This is a genomic window from Methanolinea mesophila (assembly GCF_017873855.1).
Classification (GTDB): Archaea; Halobacteriota; Methanomicrobia; order Methanomicrobiales; family Methanospirillaceae; genus Methanolinea_B; species Methanolinea_B mesophila.
Window position 1 is genome coordinate 1,333,277 of record NZ_JAGGKR010000001.1, and the last position, 13,601, is coordinate 1,346,877.

Consider the following 13,601-nt stretch of genomic DNA (forward strand, 5'->3'; position numbering starts at 1 on the left):
GGTCCTTAATTCCGCTCCGATCGTTCCTTCGCGATGATTCTCGCTCTCGCATACGATACCCCGCCAGCGACGAACGCGAGGACCCCTGACAGCCCCATGATCAGTGCGGCGGCGAACGCGAGCACTTCGTTGTTCGCTTCGAGAACGGGGCCCGAATACCCGGAGAACCCGATGCCCACCACCAGGAGGATCGACCCGAGGGATGCACCGAGGGCCATGCCCAGGTTCCTCACCGTGGCACTGATGCTGGAGGCGATCCCCACCTTCTCGGCGGGGAGGGCACTCATGATCTCGGTGTTGTTCGGGCTCTGGAAGAGGGCGCTCCCCACGGTCATGGGGAAGAAAGCGGCGATGATGAGGAAGAGTTCCATCCTGATCGCGAGCCCGGCGAGCACGAACATGGAGATCCCGGCGACCACCATCCCCGCCATGGGATAGTACGGGGAGTAGTGGTTGTCATGGAGCCACCCGGCGATGGGCGATCCGACCACCATGACCAGGGGCATGATCAGGAATACCAGCCCCACCTGGGAGGGCGGCAGATCGAAGACCCCCTCGAAGTAGAAAGGGCCCACCAGGTTGATCATGAAAAGGGCGATGAAGTAGAGGAATGTCGCCAGGACCGGGAGACTGAACTTGAGATACCTGAAGATAGAGAGGTCGAGGAGCGGGTCCTTCACCCGGGCCTGGGTGATGATGAACCCGGCGAGCGAGGCAAGGAATACTCCTCCGGTGACTATCACCGGCAGGCTCAGGGCGAAGTTTTCGGCGAGCTCGGACATGGTCAGGATCAGCAGCACCATGAAGGTCACCAGGAAGAACGCCCCGGCCCAGTCCATCCGGATCGATCTCCGGGGGAACTTCATCGCCCTGAAATAGTGCACCGCGAGGGGGACAAATACCGCCCCGATGGGTACATTGATCAGGAAGATATATTCCCAGCCGAGCGCATCGACGATGAATCCCCCGAGGACCGGCCCTGCGATGCTCCCGATCGCCACCGTGGCCCCGATATAGCCCATCGCCTTCCCGAGCTCCTCACGGGGATAGAGCTGGTAGAGGATTGCGCTTGAGAGCGAGAAGAGCATCGCTCCCCCGATGGCCTGGATGACCCTGAAAAATACAAGCGCAGAAAGGGAAGGGGCGAGCCCGCACGCCAGGGACCCGAGAGTAAAGACCAGGAACCCTGTGGTAAAGACCCTGCCCCGGCCGAAATACTCCGAAACACGGCCGAAGATCAGGAGCAGGCTCGTCATCGTGACCAGGTACCCGGTGACCACCCACTGGGAGAGGCCGACGTTTACCCCGAAGTAGGTGGTGATGGTGGGAAGCGCGATGTTGACCACGCTCCCGTCGACCACCGCCATGAACACCGCCACGAAGACGATGAACGCGACCAGTCTCGGGGGTCGTGCCTCCTCTTCAGGGAGATTTCCGCTCGGTTCCATGAAGCATTTCTCCAGTACTTTTCTTCCGGCTACATGATAGGGAGATACTATCCCCGGGACCGGCCGGACACCCCGGGGGCAACCGACCCGGTATTCCCGTGTTCAGGCCGCCCGACCTTGCGACAGGGGTTCCCGGAGACTAATTCATCCATTCGTGTCACAGGATTGCCCCTTATCCGGATCTTTCTTCTCAGGCTGAGTGCAAATACCAGGATTTCCGCCGCGAACACATCACGATCGCCGGGGATAGCCCCGCGCAGCACCGGTAATGGACACAGCCCGGTCATTCATCGATCCGCCGGGTTCGCGCCCTCAAGTTACGCCTGTATCCTGACCCTGTTTCCCCCGCTCCCCGGGGACTCGATCGGGGGTGTATTTCCGATACAGTTCAGCATCCCGGACCCCTCACGACCTGTCACCGGTGAGCGCCTGCACCCCGGCAATGAGCCGGTCGACCTCTTCCGCGGTGGTATAGCACCCGACCGAGGCCCGGATCGTCCCCCGGCAGTCGAAAGAACTTGTCAGGGGCTCGGCACAGTGCATTCCGCTCCGCACGCAGATCCCGTCCAGGTCGTCGAGCGCCCGGGCAAACCCGTTCGGTTCCCTGTTCTCCACCCCGAACGATACCACCCCGGTTCCTTCAGGGCTGTACACGCTCACTCCCGCAATCCCCGAAAGACCCCTGCACATACGGGTTCCAAGCTTCTTCTCGTGCCGGTGGATCAGGTCCACGCCGAGCTCTTCCACCAGGCCGATGGCCGGTCCGAGCCCGATCACGCCGGGAATGTTCGGCGTCCCCGGTTCGAACTTTGCCGGCGGGGGGAGGAGTTTCACCTCCGTGAGTGAGACGTGCTCCACCATTCCTCCCCCGTAGAGGCAGCATTCCAGGGAATCCGGGTCCTTCATGTAGAGGGCGCCTGTGCCCTGCGGTCCGAGAAGCCCTTTGTGGCCCGGGATTGCCAGGTAATCGATGTGGGTAACATCCACCGGGAGGTGCCCCACCGACTGCGCCCCGTCGACCAGGATCGGGACACCCCGTTCGTGTGCCATCTTACCGATCTCCTCCACCGGCTGCACCGTCCCGAGCACGTTGGGCATGTGAGTGATCGCTACCAGCCTGGTTCTGGGCGTGATGGCCTCCGCAACCGTCACCGGGTTGATATACCCGTTTTCATGGGGGACCACCGTCACCCTGACCCCTTTGTCCCGGAGCATCATCCAGGGGAGCAGGTTTGCATGGTGCTCAAGCATGGTGGTGATCACGTGATCGCCGCGTTTCCACCGGAAGCCCCTTGCCACCATGTTCACCGACTCGGTGGTGTTCTTGGAGAACACGATCTGTTCGGGGGACGCTTCGAGAAAGCCGGCCAGCTGTGCCCTGACCTTCTCGTACTCTTCGGTGGTCCTGCGGGCGAGGTGATGGGCGCCTCTCCCGTGGTTGGCGGCATACTCATAGAAATAGGTGCACATGGCCTCGACCGCCCTCCGCGGGGTCTGGCTGGTCGAGGCGCTGTCCAGATAGACGCAGCGGGAGAGGACCGGGAACTCTTCCCGCAGGCGTACGAGGTCGTACATCACTATAGATTCCCTGTACCTCTTCATGTGTCTTGCCTCGGGACAGGAACCCGGACACGGGAGCATACGTCGTAACGAGACCACACTGTCAGGAGCTGATTGCCAAAAATTGCAGTATCGGGAACCGGATACGGGAATTGCACTATCAGGAACCGATACCAGGGACTATCTATCGGAAACCGGATTCCGGGGAAGACCGTACGGGTGAGTCCTATCCCTCCCGTAGGGGGATGATTATATTATCACTGCATTCCCTCTTTCGATCACCGGAGAGGAGAGGGGGTAATATGTCACGCTCACTGGTGATAATCGGCGGGGGGGTTGCCGGCCTCGCCGCAGGCTGTTATGCAAAAATGAACGGATTCGACGTGGAGATTCACGAGATGCACCACCAGCCGGGCGGTCTTTGCACCGCATGGAACCGGTCGGGGTACACCTTCGACCTCTGCATCGACTGGCTCACAGGGTCGGCACCCGGGTCCGGACTCTACCCGGTCTGGGAAGAACTCGGTATCGTCCAGGGGAGGAAATTTATCGACCCGGAGTACTTCGGGATCACCCTTGACGAGACCGGAGACCGGTTTACCGCCTGGACCGACCCGGATCGGCTTATGCAGGAGATGCTCCGGATCGGTCCTGAAGACGAGAAATTCATACGCGAATTTGTCTCCGGGATCAAACGCCTGATGAAGGTGGAGATGCCGATAGATTCCGGGCTTGCGGCTCTCTTGAAATTTCTCCCTGCCCTCGGGACCTATAACAAATACTCGGTCCCGGTCTCCACGCTCACCGAAAGGATCACCAACCCGCGCCTGCGGGAATTTTTCAGGAACACCTACGACTGGCACGACCAGTCGGCGATCTTCCTGATGTTCATGCTCGCCTACATGGCACGGAGATCCGCCGGGTACCCGCTCGGAGGGTCCGTCCCGCTGGTCCGGGCGATGGAGCAGCGCTACCTCTCCCTCGGCGGGCTCATCCGGTACGGTTCGAAAGTGGCCGAAATCATGGTTGAAAACGGCCGTGCCGCGGGCATCCGCCTTCAGGACGGGACCGCCGTACGGTCCGACCTGGTCCTCTCGGCCGCCGACGGGTACTCGACCATATTCCGGTGGCTCCCGGGAAACTACGCGGACCCGCGGATCCAGGAGCTGTATCGTACTCTCGAGCCATACCCCCCGCTCGTATTCGTGTCCATGGGGGTCAATGCCGATTACTCGAAGGAACCCTGGACCCTCTCGTTCCCCCTGAAACACCCGATCCGGATCGGTGAGAAGGAGGTAACCCGCCTCCTTGTCAGGAACCATTCCCGGGACCCGTCCATGGCCCCCCGGGGCAAATCGGTATTCACCACCCCCATCGAGACCGACTACGCCTTCTGGGAGGGGATTCCGTACCATTCCGATCATTACCGGACGGAAAAAGACAGGTTATGCAAGGAAGTCCCGGCCGCTCTCGAGGAGGTATATCCGGGAATACGGGACCAGATCGAGGTGACCGATGTGGCCACTCCTCATACCTTCATACGCTACACCGGGAACTGGAAGGGGTCTTATGAAGGATGGCTGATGACGAAAAAGACCATGAACCTTCGTTTCCCCCAGAAACTCCGGGGTCTTTCCGGATTTTATATGGCCGGGCAGTGGGTGTCCCCCGGCGGGGGGCTCCCCGGTGCGGCTACTTCCGCCCGGAGCGCGATAAAACTCCTCTGCAAGGACGAAAAACGGTCATTTGTCACTCAAACAGCGTGAGTTTGGAAAGGAGTGCCACTAATTTTTTAACAACAACGCCGGAGGAGTTCTGCCCTCGATTTTTTAAATTCGATGCATTTTCGACATCCTTACTCCCCTGATGTTCTTGAGGAACGTCATCCCCGCTGCTGCAGCTGTCCTCCGGAAGGTTGACCGGGCGCGGGGGGCATCGATCCTGCTTTTAGGACAATTCACGGATATGACCGGTTCGTCGGGATGCAGGTATTTTTTTCGGGATAAATCGACATTGCAGGTTCCTTATCCGCCGCCGGGGCGCCCTTCGGGGGCGGCGGAATCATCATGCCGAACTTCCGAACGGGTTTTCATATATCCATTCCTCCCTGCTGTTTCTCGGCTTTCATTGTGAAAATTCCGGGCTAAAATAGTACAGGCAAAAAAATCAGAAAAGACCAAAATTTCCCAATCACATGAAATCCGCGAGCCCGAGCTGCTGGGACTTCTCCTGCCCGAACGTCGACTCGATAGCCCGGTCGAGGACCATCACCCGCTGGCGGGTATAGTCCGATACCTTGTATTTCTCGCACATCTGACGGGACATCTCCAGGTATTTCTTCACCGAGCCCTCGTGCACCGTGGGGATGATATTCCCCCCGCACCGGGTGCACTTCCCGGCGAGCGGCATCCTGCGATAAGAGTGGTTGCACTTCGTGCACCGGAACTTCTGCTTCGAGAACGCGGAGAGGTTTCCCATCAGGTCGCGGATGAAATGGGTGGTAAGCACCCGTTCCGCCACGTCGTCCGCGTCTACCGCCCGTATCATCTCGGCGAGCCGGAGCTCGGCTTCCAGCTTCTCCACCATGGTCTTGAGCTGGGTATAGGTCGATTCGAGGGGTCCCGCGGAGATGTCCGAGGTATCGTGAGTAAAGAAGAATCCCTCGAGCTGGGCAGGGGTGCCCAGGCGGTGCTCCACCCTGTCCACGAGCTTCTCCACGTCCCTGGGGTGGGTATACTTCAGGGCGGCGAGGTAGATCTCGAGCGGATAAGAGGTCCCCACGTCCAGGTTATGGCTCTCCTTGTCGATCTCCGAGGGGTCGATCCGGCTGGTGAGCACAAGGGGGGCGTCCATCGACCCGCCCCGTGTCTCCGGCAGGAACGAACGTGAAAAGTTGATCAGCCCGTCCAAAAGGAGCATGACGCAGTCCTCGTCACCGTCGCACTGCCCGGTGAAGATCCCGTTCGCGAGCACCGTATGGTCCGTGTCCACCGTGATGCAATACACCCTGTCGTCCGGACAGGGGACCGTATCGATGTGCGTAATGTGGTCCGAGATTACGTTCATCCCTGCCATCACCGGGACCGCGTCCCCCACCTTCACCTCGACCGCGCGGATCTTCCGCAGGTAACAGAGGTCCCAGACCAGCATCGCATGGTCAGGGGTGACCGCAACGACCTTACCGGTCCGGGTCTCGAACCGGATCAGCACCTCAGGCGCCTTGTGGATGGAGACCGAGGTCACCTTCCGGAGGTGGTGCTGGCCTGACGTATCGATCGCCCTGACCAGGTACGACTGCCGGGGGTCGGAGTAGTAAGTCCCGAGCCGGTCGATACCCGGTCGGGAGACATCGAAGTTCTCCAGCACGAAACGGCGGATGGGCAGTTTCTGCCAGTTCTGGTTGCACATGACCTCGATCTCGGTGTCCCCGAAGAAACAGTTCCTGCGTTTCGCCGCGTGGAAGAAGGGATGGCCGTAGCCTACGTTCGCCCGGGAGAACCCGATGACCCTCGCGAGCACCCCGGCGCTCGTGTGGGGGGCAAGCCCGATCACCAGGTGGCCGACCAGGTCGGCCCTGCCGTTCATCTGGTAGAACGGAGGCAGGCCGTAGCATTTTTCAAGGAGGTCGTCGATGAACCGGGCCACATTCACCATGTAATCCGCACAGGACTCGGAGATGAGGATGTCCTGGGCACGGAGTTCCAGGACCTGGTCCTGACCGGCCAGCGGTGTCCCGTGAATGTCATAAGTATACCCCAGTTCGCGGAGCCGGGCCACGGGGACGCTCACCTCGCGAGGGCGGAAATGCGTCAGGGGCAGGTCGATCATGTCGAACCGCACCGTTCCGTCCTTGAACACGAAGAGGTCCCGCTGTGCCCGGAGGATCCCTTTCTCGATGATCTCGAGGGGTTTTTCACGGGAGATGAGTCCTTTCACCCCCTTGACCAGCTGCACTGCATTCTCCCGTACCCCTAACCGCTCGAGCGCTTCCTGGTACTCGCTTCGCACATTGAGGGTCACCGTCTGGGAACAGACCGCCGTGACCTTGCATCCCGGGCAGGTATCGGTCTCCAGCTCACGTTTGCACCGGGGGCAGGTGAACACCGGCTCGGTGTGGATCCCGCAGTCGCACCGGTTGTTGTAAGTGATCGTCCCGCAGGCGGGACAGCGTCTCTTCCCCGTCTCGATGGTGATCACCCCCCCGTCCTTGTTGGCCTGGGGGGACCTCGTGGAAGCCTCCTGGAACGACCGCCTTGACCCTCCCGCTTCTCCCAGCGGGAAGAGCGAATGCGGGGGCGGACTCATCTTCCGGGGTTTCGATTTCCCAGGCCGCCCCATCCGCCCCCCGATTCGGGTCCCGGCCCGGGACCGCAGGGAGAACCCCGAGAGGTGCATCACGAGGCCGAGCGGATCCCCGTCGGGGGCATCGTCCCAGGTGTTTCGCCTGGTCATCTGGAGGTCGAGCCCCAGGCAGGCAAGAAATACCATGTAACAGCCGGTGATGCAGATCATCCCTTCCCTGACCTGGTGGGGGAGGAGGATCTCCTCGAGGAGTTCCTTCGCCACGGGATCGTTCGGCAGCACGAGGACATCATGGAGCACCTTTCCGTTCGCCGAGACAAAATCCGCCAGTTCCCGGACCTGGGCGCAGGTGAGGTCGTCCCAGAGGAAGGTGTAGTCGGGATGGAGATACGCTCCCTCGAAGCACATGGAGATCGCCTCCACCTCGTTCTCCGGGGTGCTGCCGCCTCCCTCCAGCACCCACCACTCCTCGCAGTATGCAGGGGGGACGAGGAGGTGGTTGTTCTCCATGAACTCGCCGTAACTGATAAGAATCTCCCCGATATCGAGGATCCGCTCTACGCGGGGTGCCAGTTCTTTGGCCGATGAGAGGTCGTCGATGCGGAGCACGTCCCCGTTCGTAAGCCGTACGGTCGGTCCCTGGATAGTGTCCACCGGCACGATGCCGGCCGCCTTTCCCGGCCGTTCAGTCTTCATCTGGGTCCCGGTAGCCAGGAAGTCCCCGAGAATATGCATGGTCGCCGGGTTGATCCCCGCCGCTGCAAATCCCGTGTTCCTTGACCGGCCGAGCCTGAGCCGGAAGCCTCCCTTCCGCATGGGGTAGGAAAAGACCGGCCGGCCACCGATAAGGTCGCGGAGGTACTTATCCTTGGGCTTGACGTGGGCACCCTCGTCCTCGTCACCCGTCTTCTTCCCTCCCCCGATAAGGTCCTCCAGCCACTCCCAGCCGTCCATCTTCATTTTCCGGACATTTTTCTGGACTTTCGGGGCCTTGAGCGCGAGCCCTTCCGCGATGACAAGGGCCATTCCTCCCCGGACCGTGTTGGTCTCCACCCGTTCCAGGTTCCTGTGCCCGGAGACCTCCTCGGTCTCGGTCCCTTCCCCGTCGATGCACACCGGGCAGTTGTTCACGATGAGCCGTATCTCGTTGTCACTCGGGAGATACTGGAGGTTCATGATGGTATTGTACTGCCGGATCTCCTCGATGTACCGCTCCACCTCCTCTTCCCGCGGTTTATAGGCCGCTATCCCAAGTGCCCTCCGGACGTAGTCGCCCACCAGCACGGAGAGCGCCTGGGCCGTCCCCCCCGCGCTCCGTATGGGCCCGGCATAATAGATCTTGAGGTATTCCGTCCCGTCGTCGTTGTTTCCCGTCCCGATCTTGGCGATACCCTCGGTCGGGGCGGCGACGACGCCCTCGGTGAGCAGGGCCATGGCCGTCCTGATGGCGTGGTCCAGGATCTCGTCCCTCCCCTTCTCGCCGAACATGCACTGGACGAAGTCGTCGCCGATCCTGAGGGCGACCTCCTCACGAGACATCTGTTGCTCCAGCTCGCGAAGCCTCGCGGCGACTCCCCTGATCGCGAGAAGGGCTTCCACCCGGTCGGCCAGGTCGTTCGCCACCGGTATCTCCACCGCGGTGCGGGGGTCGATCCCCGCTTTCCTGGCCTGCTCCGCGACCCCCATCGCCCGGACGAGCTCCTTCTGCAGACCGGCCAGGTACTCCTCCATCTCCGCGGATGCCCGCATCATCACCATCTCATGGTTATGCTCGGACTTATGAGGATCGATGAACGTTTCCTCCTCTCGTCCCGCGGGCGTTTCGTCGCCAGGCATCAGGAAGATTTCCCCTCATCTCCCTGCCCGGAAGCGGGCGGGGGGTTCCGGGAGATATGGTAGCTCTCCACCATGGTGGAGATCCCTCCTTCCCCCATCTTCCACAGGGTGAGCGATGCGCACTGGCGGACCACCTCGTCTGCGTCATTGAGGCGCTTTTTCAGGGGTTCCAGTGCGGGTTCCCCGATCCGGCACAGCGCCATGGAGAGATATCCCCGGAGCGCGGGGTCCGCGTCCTTCATGGCGTCGATCACCGGTTCAACCGCAGGTTCACCGATTGCCCCCAGTGCGGCAGATGCATACTCCAGGAACTCTTTTTTCCTCTCTTCACGCATGGCCGCGAGTATGTCCCCGATCGCAGGCTCCCCGATCCTCGCCAGGGCGGCCGCGTAATACCACCGGATGTCGTTCTCGCGGGCGTAGTCCAGGGCGGCAATGAGCGGCCCGACTGCGGGAGAACCGATAGCCGCCAGGCGCCGGACGGCAGATCGTCTCGCCTCAAGCGGCCCCTGCTCGATCTGGCGGATCAATGCATCGATCTCTTTTTTCTCGTCCATCGAAAAACCCCCTTCCCGGATTGAGCCCGGGCTCCCCGTACGGTATCCCCTCACGGACGGGTTCGCTGACACATATCTCCCCTCCGGAAAAATTATACTTGTTTCCGCAGGGTGAATGTAAGACTCCCTTACCCGGTACCGGGGCCCTGCCTGCGCTCCCCGGTAACCGTCACGTCAGGGATGTCTCCGGCCCCCAGGTTCCGGAGGGCTTCCCCGACCAGGAGCCGCGTCTCGCCGTCCGCATGTTCCAGCATCTGGAGCAGCGGGGCGATCGCCTCCTCCCTGCCCAGCCTTCCGAGCACCCGCACGGCATTTTGCCGCAGGCGAGGTTCCCCGGATTTGAGGAGCTGCTCCAGTTCCCGGAATCCCGCGTCGCCCATCCCGTCTATTGCGGCCACTATCTCCGGGTTCACCTCCCCACCGGGATCCGCCGAGGCCTTCACGAGGGCAGGGACCGCCCGCGGGTCCCCGATCTTCTCCAGGGCCAGGACCGCCCCCCAATGGACCCCTCCCTCTTCATCGCCGAGCACGGTTGTCAGGGCATCGACCGCGGGGGCGCCGATCATCCCCAGCGCCTGCGCCGCCCTGCTTTGCACAAAGCGATCGGGGTCGGACAGGACCCCTATCAGCGGTGCCACACCCCTGGGGTCCCCGATCTCCCCGAGGGCGATGGCGGCCTTCCAGCGGACGTCGTCGTCCGGGTCGGCAAGGGCCTCGATAAGGGCATCGACCGCGGGCGGGCCGATCCTCGCCAGGGCTTCCGCGGCTTTCCAGCGGACCCCGCTGTATTCATCGCCCCGAAGGGCTTGTGCAAGAGGGCCGACCGCCGCCGGGTCGCCGAGGTCTCCGAGCGCCTCGGCGGCCTGATACTGGATCGCCGGGTCCTTATGGTCGAGGGCACGGACCAGGCCCCTGGCATCGCCCGCTTCCCGGAGCCTGCGTACGTTCACGGAGGTGATGATCCGGTCCCGGAGGTCCGATATCCCTTCCTTCCACCCGCCGGGTGCCGTCGCCGACTTGAGGGCGGCATCGGTGACTTCCTCGAGCATCCTGGCCTGTTCCCGGCGCATCAGGTCCACGACCGCACCAATCACCAGCGCGACGGCCACCAGGATGCCCGCCCGGACCAGCGACCCGGGCACTACGTCGCCGGTGAGGTACACACCACCAAGCACCTGGATCCCGCCCAGCAGGGCCGCAACACCCACCGATCGCACACCGTACCACACCGCGGCGAGCACTACCGGGATATAGAAGAACTGGGAGTACACCACCTCGATGCCCATCACCCAGTGCAGGATCACCTCCATGGCCAGGGAAAAGATCACCAGGACCGCTACGATTATCGGTTTATAAGTGCTGATTCCTCGAAATCCAGGGCTCTTCTGCGCCATGTTGCCAGGGAGTTGTTATCCGCACACCTCAAAATGGATCCGTATCTTCGCGGCCGTTCGCGGCCGCGCGCCGGGTCACACGCTCCGGTGAAGACAGCGAAAATCCCCCCGTTGGCGGGACCGGCCCCCGGTTCCATCCCTGCTGAAGCAATGATTATCAGGCCGGAGATTTGACGCCTCTAAGGACAGGCGGTCACTATCTATGAGCTATTACCATGCGCTCATCGAACGAAAGTTCCGCGACGTAGCCGGGTCGCGATACGAACAGATACTGAAGGAATACCGGGATTTTATCCCTACCGAGGAAGAGTTGCAGGTCCCGCCGGTGACGTCGGTGCTGGTGCTGCTCGACTTTTTTTCCGGGGAGATTCCGGAAGAGGTATCCGGCCTCTTCCTGACCTACCGTGCGCCGGTCGCCATCGTCTATCTCATCGACGACCAGGTGATGCGGGTGGTAACGGAGTCGCTCGGCCGCGATTCGGGAATTAAATTCCTGGAACGGGAAGAGAGCCGTGCGCGGGAACTGGTTGCCAGGAACTGCGCGCTCGTGGAGCAGTCCGGAGTCTCCTGCCGTTCACTCGTAAGGACGGGAGTCAAAGGAGACGAGGCCCAGGCCCAGGCGGGATCGTGCGGGCTCCTGGTCATCGGAAAGAAGTTCGGCATGACCGCCGGCGATAACGGCGATATCAGCCCGATGGTGCTTCGCCTTCAGAAAGCCGCGCCCTGCCCGGTCGTCATTTACTAGGCTCTCTTCGGTGCTGCATGATACCTTACGAACTAATCGCTATTGCGGTATTCCTCTTCACCTACGCCCTGATCATCGACGAGCGGATCCACCGTACCGTTGCCGCGATGGCCGGTGCGGCGATCGTCGTGGCTCTCCAGATCGTGCCCTGGGACGAGATCCCGGTCTACCTGGACCTCGGTACCATCTTCCTGCTGATGGGCATGATGATCATCGTGAATACCGCACGACTGAGCGGACTTTTCGAATACATCGCGATAAGGACGGCAAAATTTGCAAAGGGGAGCCCTCTCAGGGTGCTTATCCTTTTTTCCATCCTCACCGCGCTGGTGAGCGCCTTCCTGGACAATGTAACCACCGTGCTGCTGATTACCCCCATGATCCTCTATCTTGCCCAGGTGATGGAGCAGAACCCGGTCCCCTTCCTGCTCGCGGAGATATTCTCCTCGAACATCGGAGGGACCGCCACGCTCATCGGCGACCCCCCGAACATCATGATCGGGTCCGCGTCGGGGCTCACCTTCAACGAGTTCATCCTGAACATGGGCCCTATCGCGGCGGTGGATATGGCCGTGGTGCTCCTCATGCTCTACCTGATCTACGGGAGGACCCTCAGGGTGCACCCGGAGAAGAAGGGAGCGATCCACGCCGCGCTCGAGGGGCTCGACGAGCGGGCGGCGATCAAGGACCGGTCCCTGTTCAATAAGTCGGTGATCGTCATCGCCGGGGTGATCGTCGCCTTCTTCCTCCATAGCTACATCGGGCTGGAGCCGGCGCTCGTCGCCCTCATCGGTGCCGCGGCAATCCTCATCTGGACACGCCAGCCCCCCGAAGAGATCCTGGAGAAGATCGAATGGCCCGCACTCTTCTTCTTCGGCGGATTGTTCATCGTGGTGGGCGCCCTGGTGCAGACCGGGGTGATATCCCAGCTCGCCGGGTTCGTGGTGGCCCATGTCCATACCACCGGGGAATCCATCCTGGTCATCGCCTGGTTCTCCGCCTTCGCCTCGGCGGTGGTGGACAACATCCCCCTTACCGCGACCCTGATACCCCTCATAAAAGACCTCGGGGGAGCGATGGAGATCTATCCCTTATGGTGGGCGCTCTCGCTCGGGGCATGCCTCGGAGGGAACGGTTCGGCGATCGGGGCATCCGCCAACGTGGTCGTCCTGGGTATCGCCGAACGGGGCAGAATAAAAATATCTTTCATGGAGTTCCTCAAGATCGGTATGCTGATCCTGGTAGTCACCGTCGCGGTGGGGGTCGGGATTTTGTGGATCCGCTACGTGGGGTTCTGAGAGAATGAAGATACTGGTATTACTTGACGGCTCGACCTGGAGCCAGAAGTGCGCGATCCACGCATTGCAGGTCGCGAAAAACAGGGGCGCGGAGGTGACGTTCTTCTCGGTGCTCGACCGGAACGAGGCACGGGCCCTGGCGTTCAATTTCTGTGCGCAAAGTGAACTCTGCAGCCAGATCAAGGATTACGAGGAGCAGATCTGGCGGGATATGCGGCGGAACATCAACAGCGAGATGAACGACCTCTCCATTCACTGCGCCAGGGAAGACGTGAAGTGCAGGTCCATGGTCGTGGAAGGCCCGGTCCAGGACGAGGTCATCCGTGAGGCAAACAGCGGGGGTTACTTCCTGGTGGTCATGGGCGCGTATGGAAAAAGCGGGAAGTCGCACTGCGGTTCGCTCTCCGAACTGGTCGCAGGGAAGATCACTCCGCCGCTGCTGATCGTGAAATAGGCCAGGG

General features: G+C 61.5%; 9 protein-coding genes. 4 read left to right on the top strand and 5 right to left on the bottom strand.

Going from position 1 to position 13,601, the window contains the following annotated elements; genetic code table 11:
• Positions 1-5 precede the first annotated feature (5 nt).
• Both J2741_RS06380 and J2741_RS06385 read right to left on the bottom strand, forming a co-directional pair.
• Positions 6-1,448: an MFS transporter gene (locus J2741_RS06380; RefSeq protein WP_209674163.1), complete on the bottom strand. Its 1,443-nt coding sequence runs from the start codon at positions 1,446-1,448 to the stop codon at positions 6-8.
• Between the two features lie 405 nt (positions 1,449-1,853).
• Positions 1,854-3,050, bottom strand: a complete 1,197-nt coding sequence (locus J2741_RS06385; RefSeq protein ID WP_245249436.1) for a cysteine desulfurase — start codon at positions 3,048-3,050, stop codon at positions 1,854-1,856.
• A gap of 260 nt (positions 3,051-3,310) precedes the next feature.
• Here J2741_RS06385 and J2741_RS06390 point away from each other — a divergent pair, with 260 nt between their 5' ends.
• The gene (locus J2741_RS06390) at positions 3,311-4,774 is read left to right on the top strand and encodes a phytoene desaturase family protein (RefSeq protein ID WP_209674164.1); all 1,464 of its coding nucleotides are present in this window, start codon (positions 3,311-3,313) and stop codon (positions 4,772-4,774) included.
• Between the two features lie 424 nt (positions 4,775-5,198).
• Here J2741_RS06390 and J2741_RS06395 read toward each other — a convergent pair whose 3' ends face one another.
• The 3 genes from J2741_RS06395 to J2741_RS06405 form a co-directional block, all read right to left on the bottom strand.
• On the bottom strand, positions 5,199-9,062 hold the full coding sequence (locus tag J2741_RS06395; RefSeq protein WP_209675559.1) for a DNA-directed DNA polymerase II large subunit: 3,864 nt from the start codon (positions 9,060-9,062) through the stop codon (positions 5,199-5,201).
• Between the two features lie 83 nt (positions 9,063-9,145).
• A complete protein-coding gene (locus J2741_RS06400; protein ID WP_209674165.1) occupies positions 9,146-9,703 on the bottom strand; it encodes a HEAT repeat domain-containing protein in 558 nt (185 codons plus the stop codon).
• A 128-nt stretch (positions 9,704-9,831) separates the two neighbouring features.
• A complete protein-coding gene (locus J2741_RS06405) occupies positions 9,832-11,097 on the bottom strand; it encodes a HEAT repeat domain-containing protein (RefSeq protein ID WP_209674166.1) in 1,266 nt (421 codons plus the stop codon).
• Positions 11,098-11,299: 202 nt separating this feature from the next.
• On the opposite strand from J2741_RS06405, the gene J2741_RS06410 reads away from it, so the two are divergent.
• Genes J2741_RS06410 through J2741_RS06420 form a run of 3 tightly spaced genes read left to right on the top strand, consistent with a single transcriptional unit; the run spans position 11,300 to position 13,594 of the window.
• The gene (locus J2741_RS06410) at positions 11,300-11,842 is read left to right on the top strand and encodes a hypothetical protein (protein ID WP_209674167.1); all 543 of its coding nucleotides are present in this window, start codon (positions 11,300-11,302) and stop codon (positions 11,840-11,842) included.
• A 17-nt stretch (positions 11,843-11,859) separates the two neighbouring features.
• Positions 11,860-13,140 carry an ArsB/NhaD family transporter gene (locus J2741_RS06415; RefSeq protein WP_209674168.1) on the top strand — a complete coding sequence of 427 codons (1,281 nt, stop codon included), beginning with the start codon at positions 11,860-11,862 and terminating at the stop codon, positions 13,138-13,140.
• Positions 13,141-13,144: 4 nt separating this feature from the next.
• Positions 13,145-13,594, top strand: a complete 450-nt coding sequence (locus J2741_RS06420) for a universal stress protein (RefSeq protein ID WP_209674169.1) — start codon at positions 13,145-13,147, stop codon at positions 13,592-13,594.
• Positions 13,595-13,601: the final 7 nt, after the last annotated feature.